Below are 16,351 nucleotides of genomic sequence, written 5' to 3'. Positions count from 1 at the left end.
CCATGACACTTTAGTTATTTTTAGCGTTAGCTCTGGTGTGAGTTTTATTTTTTAAGTATTGTGGTTTAACTATTATGCCGGGCTAATTTAATGAAAATAAAAACACGTCATGTAGTGTTGTTAGCTGTAATACTGCTGATTTTACACTTTTTTTATAAACCTAATACTGCTGTGGTTGTAGTAAATAATGACACGCATAAAGCCCAAAGTGCTGAGAGTTATACGCATGTGTATACTACTGAAACTGTTAATAACAAGCGTGTTGGTAATGTAGCCAATAAAGCTAAAGCCCAGCCAAAAGCTGCTCCAGTGCAACAAAATAGTTGCGAGTTGGTGCACGATCCAGAAGAACTTGAATACGCGCAAAGTGAGTTGTCGCAATTAAACGATAATCTCGATTTCACTAGCGAAACGTTTGATATTGGGCCATATACGTCGGTTAAATTAATTACCCCTAATGTAAATAGCGATTACCATAAAACGCTGCGTATTCGTTTATTTGAAGCATACGAAAAGTATCAAAACTTATTTGGTTTATACCCCGACAAACCCATTTTAATGAACTTGGTTGTATTACCTAATCATTATTACGACGATTATGTGTCGCGCTTTGGGGCTTTACCAAGCAACAATGCGGGGATTTACTTTGGTAAAAATAATACGGCGTTGGTGAGGTTTGACCCAGCCGATCCGCAAGGTAGTTTGCGCGTAGCCATACACGAGGCAATGCATGTTATTAATTTTAATTTAATTGGCAGTACCCCTAGGTGGTTAAATGAGGGAATAGCTGAGGTTTTTGAAAATACGCTGATTTATAAAACCAAACGGGCTATTGCTATTCCTACTGACCGTGTGCGCCGAAGGTATATGGAGTTTAGGTCGTTAATTGATTCAGAGGCGTTGTGGGAGCAGCAGTCTTACCGTGGCGATTTATACGCAAATGCGAATAATTGGGTGGCGTTTTTTATTCAGCATAAGCATGGTAGAAGGCTGTTAAAGGCGATTGTGCAGGGTGAGGCTAAAAATCCGTGCAATACGCTTGAGAATGAGGTGATTTTAAATGCGCTTTCTACCTATTTTATAGATTACGAGCAGGCGTATTTGGTGTGGTTTAAGGCGTCGCAGCAGGTTAAGGGCGAGTTTATTCCTGTTTATTAAGTTGTGTTGTTGATTTAAAAGCGCGGGGCAAATTTTAATGCACAAAGAGAAGCGAATGAGAAGCCAGAGTGAATTTAGCTTGGTTTTGTAGACGTAGAGCTTGCTCACGTTAGAAGCGGCAGCTTCTTGTTATTATTTAAAATAAATATTACCACAGAGTACACCGAGGCGCTTTGCGCTACACAGAGTTAAAAAGATTGGTTTGGTCACTTTTACTGGTTTTCTCCTTCACTTCTCGGTGGTGAAACAATTACTTTATAACCCCGTAAAAGCGTTGCTTTTAAACGCCAGCAAGCTGCGCGTCTACAGGTAAATTCAGCCACGGCATTGTAAATGATGGGCTTTTCACTACCTCTAAAGCGCAGCGTCTCTTAACTTTTTGTGAATCATTTGCTTTAAGACCGTAATGCACAAAGAGAAGCGAATGAGGAGTAAACGAGCAGGGCAAAACTAATGTTCAATTTATGTTTATACACGCCGAGTTTGCGCACGCAGCCATTTATCAAATCGCTTAATCCCTACCTCTAAAGCGCAGCGTCTCTTAAACTCTTTGTGAGTCATTGGCTTTTAAAATCTTAATGCACAAATAGAACAAAATGAGGAGTAAATGAGCAGCCAACGTGACAGGGCTAAGTGATCTTTTTATTATCACAGAGTACACCGAGGCGCTTTGCGCTACACAGAGTTAAAAAATATTGGTTTGGTCACTTTTACTGGTTTTCTCCTTCACTTCTCGGTGGTGAAACAATTACTTTATAACCCCGTAAAAGCGTTGCTTTTAAACGCCAGCAAGCTGCACGTCTACCAGTAAATTTAACCCCTTTGTGAATCATTGGCTTTTAAAATCTTAATGCACAAAGAGAAGTGAATGAGGAGTAAATGGCAACTAAAGTGACAGGCGGTATTTTAGCTTGGTTTTGTAGACGTAGAGCTTGCTCACGTTAGAAGCGGCAGCTTCTTGTTAAAGGCGCGACTTCGCCATGGACGGCGAATACACGGCACTTACGGTTAAAAATCAAAGCGCGAAGTAAAATTGCATCTACAAATATTTAAATTACGGTTGCCTATAATTTAAAAAGTGGTGGTGCTTGCAAAACAATGAGGCAATTAATGTCATTAATCGCCTCATTGAATGAGGCGATTAAATCATATAGACTGAAGCTAACTAACTTAAGGGCTAACGACTATGTGGATATGGCAACAACAAAACTGGCCAAACTTTACGTGGGATGATGCGGCGCTTGCTCCCTTACTAAGGGAGCTTTCATATAATCATGGCTTATTAGTGGGCCGTATGGGCGTGCAAAGTGCCCATCAAAAGCAGCAAGCTCTTGATACTTTATTAGCAAATATTATTCACTCCAGTGCCATTGAGGGCGAAAAGCTTAATGCATTTTCGGTTCGCTCTTCGCTCGCTAAAAAGCTCAATATTAACGAGAAGCCTTATCCCACAACAGTGCAAAGCGACAATCTTGCAGAAATTATGCTTGATGCAATAACTAACACAGATTCAGTGCTTGGTTTAGAAAGGGTGCTTAACTGGCATCGTTTACTATTTGCTGATGAGCAAAGCTTATTTACTAAGATTGAGGGCGGGCAGTTGCGAGGTGACGAGCCAATGCAGGTGGTATCAGGGCGTTTAGATAAACCGGTATTACATTTTACAGCGCCACCTAAAAAGTTAATAAACAAAGAGCTGTCGCTATTTTTTGATTGGTTCAACAACACGCAAAGCGATCCACAAATAGACCCTTTTATTCGTGCTGCTATCGCACACTTATGGTTTGTAACAATACACCCGCTTGAAGATGGTAACGGGCGAATAACACGGCTCATAACAGATCTGGCTTTAGCACAAAAGTATGCTCAGTCTATCCGGTTATATGCTATGTCGGTGGCTATTTTAGGCGATAGAAAAAGCTACTACGAGGTGTTAGAAGCCACACAGCGGGGGGGGCTTTGTATAACACAGTGGATTAAATGGTTTTTAAATACGCTTAATAATGCGATACACCATACGCTTAAAAACATTGAGCAAACAGTTTTTAAAACCAATTACTGGGCAAGTAAAGAGCAAACAAAACTAAGTGAGCAACAAGTAAAAGTAATTAATAAATTACTCGATGGCCAATTTGAGCACGGAATTAGTGCCAGTCAGTATCAAAAGGTAGCGAAAGTCAGTCGTGCGACTGCAACACGGCATTTAGCCGATTTACAAACATTAGGTTTCATAACAAAAACAGCTGCCGGTGGGCGCAGTACACGTTATAAAGTTGCTCAATGAGGCAATTAAATGGCTATTTGACTCATTGGTTGAGGCAAATAGGGGTATTTAAGTTAAACAAGTAGTGCTGAATGCTTTAACTAAAGCGTAAGGTAAACTTTGTTTCATAATTAAAAGCTTCGCTTTTCGCGCAAGCAAGCTTTGCGCCTACGGTGTTTATTGAAAGCGCTGGTATTTAATTACAGATCTTGAGCTTGCTGATGTTAGAAGTAAAGTTTCCCGTTTTCAAGCACAAACACAATCACTTTATTAACCACCGTAAAAGCGTTGCTTTTAAACCCCAGCAAGCTGCGCGTCTACCAGTAAATTTAACCTCTTTGTGAATCATTGGCTTTAAAACCGTAATGCACAAATAGAGTGAATGAAGAGTAAATGAGAAGCCAAAGTGACAGGGTTAAGTGATTTTTATGTCACCACAGGGCACACCGAGGCGCTTTGCGCTACACAGAGTTAAAAAGATTGGTTTGGTCACTTCTCCGGATCTTTTTTTTTAATTTTTTGGTGGCAACACAATCACTTTATTAACCACCGTAAAAGCGTTGCTTTTAAACGCCAGCAAGCTGCGCGTCTACAGGTGAGTTCAGCCACGGCATTTTAAATGATGGGCTTTTCACTAACTCTAAATCGCAGCGGCTCTTAAACTCTTTGTGGATCATTGGCTTTTAAACCGTGATGTACAAAGGGAAGTGAGTGAGGTTGCTACTCTTTTGTTTGTAACTTTTTGGCGCGTTCTTCTGCGTCTATTAATGCTTGTGATTTAGGGGCGCGTTGTTTTTCTTCTATTTTAGGTTTTTCGGCTGAGTTTGGATCCCAGCTTGCATCAAGCGATAGGTTGGCAAACGGGTTGCTGTTGTCTGCTTTTTTAGGCTCAGGTGCCGCCTCTGTAAGGTCGGGTTTTGTTTCAGGTGTTTTTTCTGGCGCTGGTGGCTTGGGCATTGTTTGTGCCGGCTCTATATTGCGTGGTTTTTTCTTTTTACCGGGTAGTGGTGCATTAGGGTCGAACGTACGTACTTCGGGCTCTTTAAAGTCGTGTTCGGTTTTAATTGCAGGCGCATCTGATTCGGGTTTATCTAAAGTAGTAGGTTTACTTGTTGGCAGTGGCTCAGGTGTTTGCTCTGCTGGTTTTTCTGTGTGTGTTATGGGCTCTTTATTGTTTTCGACCGGCGTTACTGGTGCCGGCTCTGGTTTTACAGGCTCTGGTTTCACTGGGCTGTGCTTGCGTTGTTTTTTGACAGGTTTAGCATCTGGATCAAAGTCGCGCACTTGGGGTTCGTTAAAGCTGCTGGCGTTTTTAATACGCGCTAATGTGGTTTTGGCTGCGGCTTCAAACTCGGCGGTATTAGGTTGTGGTTTTTCTTCGCTTGGTGTTTCATTTTTAATTGGGTCATTAACGGGCGCTGTTGGTTCGGCTGTTTCGGTTTCGGTGGCTAATTGCTCTGTAGGTGCCGGTGTATTATGTGTGGTTTTTGGTTGCTGTAGCGCTGGTGTTACTTCGGTTGGTTGTTTTTCAACGGTTTGTGTATTTTGCATTTGCGTATTTGCTGTTGTAACGGCGGCGTTAGCATTGCTTTGCTTTGCGCGGCGCAAACGAATAATCACCATTGCGCCAATAAGCACAACCAGTACTAATACAAAACTTGGTAATAATAACGAACTAGGTTGCTCGCGCGCTGGTTGCGGGGCAATCACTGGCGCAGGCTTTATCACCGGCGCGACTGTTGGTTCTGGGTTTTGTATAACGGGTGCAGCTTGCTCTGTTGTTTTAATTGGCGCTGCTTCTTGTGTTTTTTTTGATGCTTGTTCAGGTTTTAGCGTGGCAACTGGCTCTGCAAGCGTTTGGTCGTTAGCTGTGTTTTTAGGCTCGTTTGCTTCAACGGGGGTTGTTTGTGTAGGCTCTATATCAATGGTTACTTCGCTTGCATTAGCATCAATCATGTCGCTAATTTGCTGCTTTTGTTCATCAGTTAAGTTAAGCGTTTTTTCGTCTATTAGCCCATCGGTTGTTTGACTTTCAGGTTCAATAACCGGAGCGGGTTGCACACTGTTTGGTTGTGGCTGACTTACTATTACACTGGGTTCTGGCTCTTTTACTATAGGTTTAGCTTGAGTAAGTACTTGCTTAGGTTTGTTGCAATTTTTTTTGTAATCACGCGCCGCTTTACGGTATTTTTCGCTTGTTTTGTTATTACTGTATTGCTGTACTTCTTGCTTTATAAGTATGCACATTGCTTCGTTATAAGCAGCGCTGTTAACACTATAAAATAAGGCAAAACAAAGCGTCAGGCGTGTGAGTAAAGTGGTCATAAGGGTGGTTAGCGTTTAATCATTAATAAGTTGATTTTAAGCGTAAAATTAAAAATTATCTAGGGGAGCCTTACGCTTAATAGCGAGCCAATAAGGCAAAGCTCAATTCGTTTTAATGTTATCGCTTAAACAGCGGTTGTTAAGTGGCGCTAAGTAGGCGCCATTTTGTATTAGCTTATTACCATAAGGCTGCGGTATTCGTCGTAAGCAAATTGGTCGGTCATACCGCTAATATAATCTTGAATTAGCCGGCATCGGTAATAAAACTCGTAGGCTGCAAAGTGGTCGGGCTCTTCTTGCATGGCGTCTATGGCATGTTGATAGCTATTTAAATGCTTTTTAGAGAGCTTTTTAACGAGTCTTGATTCTATGAGTAGGCGTTTGTCGCCATTCAGGGCGCGTTTAAAGTCGTCGCTTGTTAGTTGCAGTAGCGGTTTGTAGCTGTCGAGTAGGCCGTTAATGATTCTGTAGCCTTGTAGCTCAAGTTTTTCTACTTCTTTATCTGAAAACACATGCGCCAGGGCAACTTGTTTAAGCGTTTGTGTTACGGCGTGCAAGTGGCTTCGGTCTTCTAGTAGGGCGTGGTTAAAGTCGCCGTGATAAATGGGTTCTATGTTTTCTATAAACCGTTTGGCTGCATGGTTAACTAACGGGTGCAGTAGGGCAACACGCAGGTATATAAAAAATTCACTATTAAAGTTATACGGTTGTGCTTTGCCACGCTCGAGTGCGTAGTCTACTGCTTTGCTAACAAAGTCTTGGTGGTCTGTGTCGTCAATGGTTAGATTTATAAGTACTTTTTGATAGTGATTTTTAAGTACAGTGCACAGTAGCTCAATGGTTATTATGCCTTTTTCTACGGCGTCTTCTATGTCGGCTAGGCAGTACGATATATCGTCAGCGGCTTCCATTATGTAACTGGCCGGATGGCGGCAGTATGGCTCTATGGTTAATTCGTTTTGTAATGCTTCTATAAAGGCTTTTTCGCTGTAGTAGTAGCCTACTTTTTTCATTAAGTAGTTTTTATTTTGGGGTATGTCTTTTATATCAAGCCCTGCTGGGCGGGTGTATTTTAAAATACCAGCACTTTGGCTGTAAGTTAGGTTTAGGGTTTGCAATGAATGAATAATACGAATGCCTTGGGCATTGCCTTCAAAGTTGCAAATGTCTTGCGCTAAGTGCTTAAAAATAACACCAATGCCGGTATTTGGCTCGCGGCATCGCTCGGGGGTAACACTGGCTAAATTAGTATTAAACCAGTGGTTTATTGCGGCTTCGCCAAAGTGCCCAAAAGGTGGATTGCCAATGTCGTGCATTAGGCAGGCCATTTCTACTAGGCTTTCGAGCGGGCGCTCTAGGTCGGTTAAACCAAAGTCTGTTTGTTGTTGGTAGCTTAAGTTGGCAAAAATACGCTGTACAATAAAGCGGCCAACTTGTTGAACTTCAAGCGAGTGAGTTAGCCTTGAACGCACTGCGGCATTTCGCTCTAGCGGAAATACTTGTGTTTTTTGTTGTAAGCGACGAATAGCGGCGCTGTTCATTATGCGACCACGGTCGCTTTCAAGCGCCATTTGTAAATTAGAGGTGGTTCGGTACATGCGCGCGGGGGTTATTTTTTTACTAAAGTCGATAGTCATCGGTGTCCTTATTTGGTGTTGACGACTGGCAAAGTAAGTGCGCGGTGTCATTCTTTTTTAATACTTACTTGTTAATATATACACCTAGACGAGTTAGGTACAGGTGCTTGTATCATTTAAGGCCTTGCAATTGTATTATAAAGCTATATTTTTCAGTATTTAACGCATTTTAATGTAGGCGAGTATTTATAATGAAGTATGTGTTTTTAAAGGTAATGATATTGGCATCTTTGGTGCTTACTAGTCATTTAGCGTTTGCGGCAAAAGAGCAAACCGTAGTGCTTGTGTCGATTGACGGTTTTAGATGGGATTACATTGAAAAACACGGGGCACCTAATTTAAAAGCCATGGCAGAAAAAGGCGTAAGGGCACAAAAGTTAATACCGGTTTACCCCACTAAAACGTTTCCTAATCATATTTCTATTGTGACTGGGTTATTGCCCGTAAATCACGGCATTGTTGATAACAAATTTTGCGACAAAGCGCGTAATAACGAATGTTACAGTATGGGCAAAGCATTAGGCGACAGCACGTGGGTAAAGGGTATTCCGTTATGGAATTTAGCTAAAATGCAGGGGCTTAAGTCGGCGGCGTATTTTTGGCCTGAGTCGGATGCACGTTTTAATGGTATGACCCCCGACTATTTTTATCATTATTCTAAACACAGTGAATACCAAGGCCGTGTTGATCAAATTATTCAGTGGTTAAGCTTACCCAAAGCGCAGCGCCCTCGCTTTGTTGCGAGTTATTTTTCGTTAGTAGATAGCATGGGGCACGAATTTGGCCCCGACGCACCGCAAACACGCGATGCAGTTAAACAGCTCGATACGTTAATGGGGCAGTTGCAAGCGCGTTTAAATAAATTAGAACAAGATGTGAATTTAGTGATTGTGTCGGACCATGGTATGGCGGTTGTTGACCCTAATAAAAGCATTTTACTAAACACGTTACCTAGCGATGACGGTTTTATAGTTAAAAACACGGGGCCTCGCTTACTTATATATGCAAAGCCTGAAACCAGTGCAGCCGACATAGCCAATTATAAAGCGCGTTTGCGCGATGCGGCTAATGGCCGCTATACAGTGTTAACCGATGAGCAGTTGGCTGGGTATCATTATAATAAAGGGAGCCGTGTGGGCGATATTATTGCACAAACTAACGCGCCGGCTGTGTTTACAAGTAAGGGTAAATCGACGTATGTTGGCACACATGGTTATGCTTACACAGACGACATGGCGGCCACGTTTATTGCCACTGGGCCTGCGTTTAAACAAGGTGTTAGCCTTGAAAAAGTAAATAACCTCGACATTTACCCGGTGCTTGCAAAAGTGATGGGCTTAAAGCTATTAAATAAAGTAGATGGCGATGGTAAAACGTTAATGCCGGCTATTAGGCAAAAGGTGGTTGTGCATTAAAAAGAGCGCATAACGCGCTCCAAAGGGACTAATACCAATCCGCAATAATACTTGATTATTTTTAGGGGCTAAAATAGATCACTTAATTAAACGGATTGGAATAACAAAATAACGTAAGCGGGCTAATAAATCGGTCCGCTTTTTACTAACTTACTTAAAGTTAGCAATACTTGTTTTTGTTGCCGTTACAGTACGAATTGCGTATGCCTGGTTTGTAATACCGTAAGGAATACCGTTTACGCTCCAATTTGGGTTAGAGAAGTAATCGTACTGAGTTGCACTACCAAATACTTGTGGGTACGCCATGATACTTGCAAATTCATTTTGTACACCGTGGCCCATGCCGTCTGTGTAAACACCACCCGACGTATCACCTTGCTTACGTGAATGCGCTAAACCTTGGTTATGGCCTAGCTCGTGTACAAATGTGCTTGCGCCACAGTCAATCGCCGTGATTGAGTACATACGATCGCTCATTGAGCTGTAAAGGTTGCCGTTTGTACCTTGTCCAACCCATGCTAAACCACATGAAATTAAGCCAGCCCCTGCACTTTGACCCATACCCAGTACTGCAACCATATCGGCTTTCCAGCCTGTACGTAGGTTATCTACGTAGCTGCTGTTTGTTACTGCATTAAGCCAATCTTCAGACGGTGTAATTGCGTAGTCGCCTAAGTTTTGCGAACCTACTAAACGTAATGTGATATCTACACCATTTTGGCTGTAAACTTGATTACTAAACGCAATAAGCTGGTTAATTTTTGTATTAATATTGCTGGTTGCTGCAGCCGATTGGTCGGTATATAAAATACCAATATCGATTGTTTCTGCTTGTGCTGTGCTTGCAGCGCACAATGCAGCGGCTACTGCCGTTTTAATGATTACATTCTTCATTGTTGTATTTCCTTACTCTTGTAGTGGTTAATATAGTTATTATTAAATTTTGCTTAAGCATAACGAGCACACTTAAGCAGCCATTTAATGGGGCTTAATATAAAAAATTAGGTACTAGTAATCCGCGATAGCTCTTAATTAAGCGGGCGGAATAGGTGGTTAGCCGTCGGTTTTAGGGGCAAACATATCGGCAGCGCTATCGGTTTTTGGTTGTGGGGCACTCACGTTGTGCTCAATATGACTTTTATATAAATCGCGTTTAGCTGCTATCCAGCCGTACTGGCCTTTGCTTTCAAATACGTAGTTACCAGAAGGCGCGGTAAATTGGCCGTAAATAGCGTCTTTTCCAACAGTAAGTACCGTGTTGTGCATACGTCCGTCAGCGCCAAGTACTTTTCCAAAAATGCTTTTGTCGCCATTGGCCGACTCAATAACGTTAGTGACTTCGGCGGTGTAAGTTTCGGTTGTTTGTGGAATAGCTAGGTCAAAATTTTCGCCTGTTTTAAGTGCTTGTAAACTGGCTAGATCAAACTCTATGTAGGCTTCGTTATTAAGATCGGTAGGCAGCACCTTGGCATCGGTAAGTACTGCTTTTGCACGATCAGACAAGCGGTTCACCGCGTCAAAGCTTTCAAAAGGGGCTGTTTGCTCTATTTTTGGCGTTGCTTTTATCGGATCTTTGCTCATATCAATAGGCGCTGGTGCTTTGGTTGTGCGTGTTTTTTGCAGATCAATAGGTACAAAATCGATTGCGATTGGGGCAATAGGCTCCTCGGCTTTATTGGTCTCAATTACTACTTTGTAAATGGCGAATGCGAGTACCGCAGTAGCAACGGCAGCAATGATTAAACGCTTCATTTGTTTCTCTTTTGGTGTTTTTGGTTAACTATTTGTTACTTTTTATACTAAGTGAGTGATTAGATCAAGTTTGCTTGTGTAGTATTAATGTATTGGTTTTTTGTTTTTTAAGTTATTGTTAAGTAATGCTTAGGTTGTTTTTAGTACATTTTAGGTATTGCTTTTTGTAGGTTTTATGGGGCCTGTGGCGCTTTTATAGGTACTTGTTTGTTTTTTAAAGTGCAATAATTTGAAGGTGTAAAATTTTTTAAAATAAAAATGAAAATAATTCACGATTCTTACACTAATAGCCAATTGCAATGTGAAATTGAGCAACGTATGTTGTTTGCATAAAAATAAATGCAAGAGGGACTTATGACGTTTTCAGATCAATTACTTAACCGAGTAACAGCTGGATTAGTGGCAGTGATTATTGGTTTTGCAAGTTCTATTGCATTAATTTATCAGGTTGTGATCACCCTTGGCGGAACGCCCGATTTAGTAGCGAGCTGGATTTTAATGCTAGGTTTAGTAATGGGAACAACCTCAATTGGATTATCGTACTATTACAAAGTTCCTGTTTTAATTGCATGGTCGACCACCGGAGCCGCATTACTTATATCAAGCGCACAGGGGTATAACTTGAATGAAGCCATTGGGGCATTTATGTTTGCCGCGTTGTTGGTTTTTTTGTCGGGGATTACGGGTTGGTTTGAAAAAATAATGAACCGAATACCCAGTGAGCTTGCCTGTGCTATGTTGGCCGGTGTGCTGGTTACTTTTGGTATAGATGTATTTAATTTTATGAACGATATGCCCTTAGTTATAGGGCTAATGGTGTTGGTTTATTTTGTGGGTAAGCGCTTTTTTGCGCGCTTTGCGATGTTAAGTGTATTAATTGTTGGTGTGTTATTAGCGTGGCAATTTGGCTACATAGATACCAGCGTGTTACAGTGGAAAATGAGCCACTTTACCTATATTGCCCCTTCGTTTAATGTACAAGCCTGTATAAGCATTGGTTTACCTTTATATATTGTGACCATGACGTCTCAAAATTTGCCTGGTATTGCGGTATTAAAGGCACACAATTATGAGGCGCCTATTTCGTCATCGCTTAATGTTACGGGGCTGGTGAATGTGCTTTGTGCGCCGTTTGGGGCGTATTCAATTAATTTAGCCGCGATTACGGCGGCTATTTGTATGAGTGATGAGGCCGATATAAACCCGGATAAACGCTATTGGGCAAGTATTGCGGGCGGTGTGTTTTATATTTTAATGGCGTTGTGTGCTGCAACTTTAGTGGGGTTGGTGGCAAGTTTACCGCAAGCACTTATTTTAGCTTTGGCGGGCATAGCTTTGTTTGGCACTATTGCTAATAGTTTGCAGCAGGCGTTAACGGGTTCGCAATATACTGAGGCTGCAATAGTGACGTTTTTGGTGACGGCGTCTGATTTAACGCTGTTTTCAGTAGGTTCTGCTTTTTGGGGAATTATTGCAGGAGTGTGTACCGTGATGATCACTCGTAAGGGTTAATGATGTTGGGGTTTAGGTAAAATAGCAGCGCCTCTAATCTTTTTTTGAGTAATGGGCTTTTAAGACCGTAATGCACAAAGAGAAGTGAATGAGGAGTAAATGAGCAGCCAAAGTGACAGGGTAAGTGATCTTTTATCACCACAGAGCACACCGAGGCGCTTCGCGCTACACAGAGTTAAAAAATATTGGTTTGGTCACTTCTCGGTGGTAAGTTAGTTACTTTTATAACCCTTAAAGGCATTGCTTTTAAACGAAAGCAAAGCACTTCTACAGGTAAATTTAGCCTATTTGTGATTAATTCGCTTTAAGACCGTAATGCACAAAGAGAAGCGAATGAGGAGTAAATGAGCAACCAAAGTGACAGGATTAAGTGATCTTTTATTACCACAGAGCACACCGAGGCGCTTCGCGCTACACAGAGTTAAAAAGATTGGTTTGGTCACTTCTCCTGGTCTTCTCCTTCACTTCTTGGTGGTGAAACAATCACTTTTATACCCCTTAAAAGCGTTGCTTTTAAACGCAAGCAAGCTGCGTGTCTACCAGTAAATTTAACCTCTTTGTGAGTCATTGGCTTTTAAAATCTTAATGCACAAATAGAACAAAATGAGGAGTAAATGAGTAACAAAAGTAAGTGGGCTTAAGTTATTTGCTTTCGCGTTAGTAAGTTTAAGGTCTGGCCAATGAAAGGTACGAGGCTGTTTCGTTGAGCGTTGTTTTAAACCTGCTTTGAATCAATTTAAAGCATCTTGCAAACAATTTAAATACTGCTAAAGTAATCATTATCATGTTAATGACTGACTAAGTGTGCATATATGAGATCTGAGCAAGCGTTAAAATTGGCGAATCGATTGGGTGATTTAATTCGTCAGCACCGCACTTTGCATTATACCCAAAGTACGTTTGCTAAAATGATAGGTGTATCTCGCTCAACGGTGCAAAAACTTGAGCAAGGTGAGGTGGTAAAAAGCGATATATTGTTTGAGGCTTTAGTTGCGCTTCAGTTACAAGGTTCGTTGTTAGACGAGGTTAATGAGTTAGTTGCAGATGCGGGTGGTTATAATGCAAGGCAACGCAAAGGCCGTAAAACTCAGGAGGTTAATGATGACTTCTGAGGCTTATGTTTTTATTGATGGTTTGGAAGACCCCCCTATTATTTGTGGTTTTTTTAAGCTAAATACACAAACAGGTCGAGGTGAGTTTAATTACGGTAAAAGTTACCTTGCACGGCCAGATGCGTTTGCTCTTGATCCGGTGCACTTACCGTTAAAGCCTGGCATTGTTAGTTATTCGGCGAATAAAGGTATATTTGGCGTCTTAAGTGACGCCGGCGCGGACTCTTGGGGCCGTAAGCTTATATTATCATTACATAATACTAGGCCAAAAAATGAGCTTGAGTTTTTACTAGCTGGGTCTGGGTATGGTGTGGGCGCTTTGGTTTTTAGTTTGTCGCGCAGTGCATCAAAGCATAAAACTAATAAAAATACGTTAGCCGATTTAGCGTTTTTAGATCAAGCTAAAGACGATTTACTCGCTGATAAGGCTATCTCACTCGAGGCAAAAAAAGCCTTTGAGTTTGGTCAAAGTATGGGTGGTGCAAGGCCTAAAACATCAGTAAAAATTGGTGATAAACTTTACTTGGCAAAATTTAATCGTCAAGATGATTTGTTCAATTTAGTTAGGGCTGAGCATGGGGCTATGTGTATGGCTAATGAATTGGGTATTCGTACTGCAAATACCTGTATTCATGAAACAGAAAATGGTGACGTGTTGTTAGTTGAACGTTTTGATGTAAGTGATGGCTTGCAAACTCATCATTTTTTGAGCGCTAATAGCTTGCTACAAACACCTAAAGTCGCGTTAAGCGATTTAGCAACTTACTATAGTTACGCTGAATTGGCTGAGTTTATTCGCCACCACACAGGTGAATTTGCTGATGATGCTACTGAGCTGTTTAGGCGAATGGTATTTAACGTATTTATAGGTAATGCAGATGACCACAGCCGTAACCATGCATTTTTGTATAATTTTCTTGAGCAAGCGTGGCGCATGAGCCCTGCTTACGATATTACTCCAATTAATAACTCAAAGCAGCATGGCTTAGGGCTTGGTGATGATGGCCGCTATGCGAGTATCGATAATATTCTGTCGCAAGCTAAACGCTTTGGTTTAAATAATGCTCAGGCAAAAAAGATTATTACTGAGATTGAGTGTTATGTTCGCCAATGGCCGGCTCATTTCAAGCGCTTCGCTAATATTAGTGAGGCTGATATAAAGCGCTTAGAAAGTGTAATACCTTCTATAACCTAATAAGGAATGATTGAAAGAGCGAAGCTAGTGTTTAGTTTTTCATGTGCGTTGAGCTTGCTGATGTTAGAAGTAAAGTTTTCCGTTATTAAACACAATCACTTCTCTAAAAGCGCAGCGGCTCTTGACCTCTTTGTGATTAATTCGCTTTAAGACCGTAATGCACAAAGAGAAGCGAATGAGGAGTAAATAGCAACTAAAGTAACAGGCGGTATTTTAGTTTGTTTTTGTAGACGTAGAGCTTGCTCACGTTAGAAGCGGCAGCTTCTTGTTATTTAAAATAAATATCACCACAGAGTACACCGAGGCGCTTTGCGCTACACAGAGTTAAAAAATATTGGTTAGTCACTTCTCCTGGTTTTCTTCTTCACTTTTCGGTGGTGAAACAATTACTTTATAACCCCTTAAAAGCGTTGCTTTTAAACGCCAGCAAGCTGCGCGTCTACCAGTAAATTTAACCCCTTTGTGAATCATTGGCTTTTAAAATCTTAATGCACAAAGAGAAGCGAATGAGGAGTAAATGAGCAGCTAAAGTGACAGGCGTATTTTAGTTTATTTTTGTAGACGTAGAGCTTGCTCACGTTAGAAGCGGCAGCTTCTTGTTATTTAAAATAAATATCACCACAGAGTACACCGAGGCGCTTTGCGCTACACAGAGTTAAAAAGATTGGTTTTGTTGCTTCTCCTGGTTTTCTCCTTCACCTCTCGGTGGTAAGTTAGTTACTTTTATAACCCTTAAAGGCATTTTTAAACAAAAGCAAAGCACGTCTATAGGTAAATTCAGCCATGGCATTGTAAATGATGGGCTTTTTCACTAACTCCAAAAGCGCAGCGTCTCTTAACCTCTTGGTGAAGAGTGGGCATAAAAAAAGGCGTTAATATTAACGCCTTGTTTATTATATTGAGCTGATTACAACATCGGTTTTAACACATCAAATATGGCTTCAATGTGGTCGTCTCTGTCGTTTAAAGCAGGGATGTATCGGTATTTTTCGCCGCCGGCTTCTTCAAAAATCTCACGGTTTTCACCTTCTAACTCTTCAAGAGTTTCGAGGCAATCGGCGCTGAACGCTGGGCTTATAATTGCAACGTCTTTAATTCCCTCAGCTGGCAGGCTTTCAAGCGTAGCATCGGTGTAAGGCTTTAACCATTCAGCTTTACCAAATCGGCTTTGGAAAGTGCTAATAACGTTATCTTTATCAAGGCCAAGTTTTTCAACAACAAGTCGTGTTGTTTGTAAACACAGGCAATGGTACGGATCGCCATTGTCTAAAAATAGCTTTGGCATACCATGGTATGAAAACACTATTTTTTGCGGCATGCCATTGGCTGCTAGGTCTTCACTTATGCTGTTAGCCAATGACTCAATATACGTGGTGTTTTTATGATAGCCATTTATAAAATGAAGCTCAGGAACCCAGCGCCATTTGCGTAGTACGCTTGATACGGCGTCAAATGTAGAACCCGTTGTTGGACTTGAATATTGTGGGTACATTGGCATGATAACAATGCGCGTAAGGCCTTTGTCTCTTAGCTCCTCAAGGCCTGCTTCTATTGAAGGATTGCCATAACGCATAGCCATAACAACTTCGGTGTTTGTGTAGCCTTTTTGCTTTAATAATGTGTTGAGCTTTTCGCTTTGTTGACGCGTAATGTGTGTGAGGGGCGACCCGTTTTCTGTCCAAATGCTTTTGTATAGCTTTGCTGAACGTTTTGGGCGTACTCGTAAAATGATGCCATGTAGTATGATCATCCATACAAGGCGCGGTATTTCGACTATACGTGGGTCAGACAAAAACTCGCGTAAGTAAATACGAAGTGCCGCGGCCGTTGGAGCATCTGGGCTCCCTAAATTAGTAAGTAGTATTCCCGTTTTTTGATTAAAACGCCCGTCGTGGGGATTGTCGGTTACGGCAGAAAATCGCGACACGTTGTGCTCCTTCAAGCAAAGTTATATTGATATTTTAGGCTTATTGTAACGAAAA

General features: G+C 41.4%; 11 protein-coding genes. 6 read left to right on the top strand and 5 right to left on the bottom strand.

Annotation, left to right across the window (positions count from 1 at the left end):
* Positions 1-90: 90 nt before the first annotated feature.
* Together CWB62_RS06875 and CWB62_RS06870 are read left to right on the top strand one after the other, a co-directional pair.
* Positions 91-1,158 (top strand): DUF1570 domain-containing protein, encoded by a 1,068-nt coding sequence (locus CWB62_RS06875; protein ID WP_138528446.1) that lies wholly within the window; start codon positions 91-93, stop codon positions 1,156-1,158.
* A gap of 1,186 nt (positions 1,159-2,344) precedes the next feature.
* The gene (locus tag CWB62_RS06870) at positions 2,345-3,442 is read left to right on the top strand and encodes a Fic family protein (protein WP_138528450.1); all 1,098 of its coding nucleotides are present in this window, start codon (positions 2,345-2,347) and stop codon (positions 3,440-3,442) included.
* Positions 3,443-4,141: 699 nt separating this feature from the next.
* Here CWB62_RS06870 and CWB62_RS06865 read toward each other — a convergent pair.
* Complete coding sequence (locus CWB62_RS06865; protein ID WP_138529337.1) at positions 4,142-5,746, bottom strand: cell surface protein; 1,605 nt, start codon at positions 5,744-5,746, stop codon at positions 4,142-4,144.
* Positions 5,747-5,916: 170 nt separating this feature from the next.
* Complete coding sequence (dgt, locus tag CWB62_RS06860) at positions 5,917-7,383, bottom strand: dGTPase (RefSeq protein WP_058405269.1); 1,467 nt, start codon at positions 7,381-7,383, stop codon at positions 5,917-5,919.
* Between the two features lie 191 nt (positions 7,384-7,574).
* Between dgt and CWB62_RS06855 the strand changes: the two genes are divergently transcribed.
* The gene (locus CWB62_RS06855; RefSeq protein WP_138529339.1) at positions 7,575-8,798 is read left to right on the top strand and encodes an alkaline phosphatase family protein; all 1,224 of its coding nucleotides are present in this window, start codon (positions 7,575-7,577) and stop codon (positions 8,796-8,798) included.
* 150 nt (positions 8,799-8,948) lie between these two features.
* Here CWB62_RS06855 and CWB62_RS06850 read toward each other — a convergent pair whose 3' ends face one another.
* Both CWB62_RS06850 and CWB62_RS06845 read right to left on the bottom strand, forming a co-directional pair.
* Entirely contained in the window at positions 8,949-9,692 is a 744-nt protein-coding gene (locus tag CWB62_RS06850) for a M12 family metallo-peptidase (protein WP_006793508.1), read from the bottom strand.
* A 159-nt stretch (positions 9,693-9,851) separates the two neighbouring features.
* The gene (locus tag CWB62_RS06845; RefSeq protein ID WP_138529341.1) at positions 9,852-10,550 is read right to left on the bottom strand and encodes a protease inhibitor BamI-like protein; all 699 of its coding nucleotides are present in this window, start codon (positions 10,548-10,550) and stop codon (positions 9,852-9,854) included.
* Positions 10,551-10,904: 354 nt separating this feature from the next.
* On the opposite strand from CWB62_RS06845, the gene CWB62_RS06840 reads away from it, so the two are divergent.
* From CWB62_RS06840 to CWB62_RS06830, 3 genes are all read left to right on the top strand, one after another.
* Positions 10,905-12,062, top strand: a complete 1,158-nt coding sequence (locus tag CWB62_RS06840) for a benzoate/H(+) symporter BenE family transporter (protein ID WP_138529343.1) — start codon at positions 10,905-10,907, stop codon at positions 12,060-12,062.
* An 812-nt stretch (positions 12,063-12,874) separates the two neighbouring features.
* Positions 12,875-13,174: a helix-turn-helix domain-containing protein gene (locus CWB62_RS06835; RefSeq protein WP_058405273.1), complete on the top strand. Its 300-nt coding sequence runs from the start codon at positions 12,875-12,877 to the stop codon at positions 13,172-13,174.
* Complete coding sequence (locus CWB62_RS06830) at positions 13,164-14,369, top strand: type II toxin-antitoxin system HipA family toxin (RefSeq protein WP_138529446.1); 1,206 nt, start codon at positions 13,164-13,166, stop codon at positions 14,367-14,369. Before CWB62_RS06835 ends, CWB62_RS06830 begins: the two co-directional genes overlap by 11 nt.
* A gap of 907 nt (positions 14,370-15,276) precedes the next feature.
* On the opposite strand, the gene hemH is transcribed toward CWB62_RS06830, so the two are convergent.
* A complete protein-coding gene (hemH, locus tag CWB62_RS06825; RefSeq protein ID WP_138529346.1) occupies positions 15,277-16,296 on the bottom strand; it encodes a ferrochelatase in 1,020 nt (339 codons plus the stop codon).
* Positions 16,297-16,351: the final 55 nt, after the last annotated feature.

Origin of the sequence: Pseudoalteromonas sp. S408 (genome assembly GCF_005886645.1) — a bacterium.
In the GTDB taxonomy this organism is placed as follows: Bacteria; Pseudomonadota; Gammaproteobacteria; order Enterobacterales; family Alteromonadaceae; genus Pseudoalteromonas.
This window is presented reverse-complemented; position numbering and strand designations above follow the sequence as displayed.

Coding starts and splice junctions, on each gene's coding strand:
- CWB62_RS06865 (WP_138529337.1), bottom strand. CDS start 5,746: ATGACCACTTTACTCACACGCCTGACGCTTTGTTTTGCCTTATTTTAT.
- CWB62_RS06855 (WP_138529339.1), top strand. CDS start 7,575: ATGAAGTATGTGTTTTTAAAGGTAATGATATTGGCATCTTTGGTGCTT.
- CWB62_RS06835 (WP_058405273.1), top strand. CDS start 12,875: ATGAGATCTGAGCAAGCGTTAAAATTGGCGAATCGATTGGGTGATTTA.
- CWB62_RS06870 (WP_138528450.1), top strand. CDS start 2,345: ATGTGGATATGGCAACAACAAAACTGGCCAAACTTTACGTGGGATGAT.
- CWB62_RS06840 (WP_138529343.1), top strand. CDS start 10,905: ATGACGTTTTCAGATCAATTACTTAACCGAGTAACAGCTGGATTAGTG.
- CWB62_RS06845 (WP_138529341.1), bottom strand. CDS start 10,550: ATGAAGCGTTTAATCATTGCTGCCGTTGCTACTGCGGTACTCGCATTC.
- CWB62_RS06850 (WP_006793508.1), bottom strand. CDS start 9,692: ATGAAGAATGTAATCATTAAAACGGCAGTAGCCGCTGCATTGTGCGCT.
- CWB62_RS06875 (WP_138528446.1), top strand. CDS start 91: ATGAAAATAAAAACACGTCATGTAGTGTTGTTAGCTGTAATACTGCTG.
- dgt (WP_058405269.1), bottom strand. CDS start 7,383: ATGACTATCGACTTTAGTAAAAAAATAACCCCCGCGCGCATGTACCGA.
- CWB62_RS06830 (WP_138529446.1), top strand. CDS start 13,164: ATGACTTCTGAGGCTTATGTTTTTATTGATGGTTTGGAAGACCCCCCT.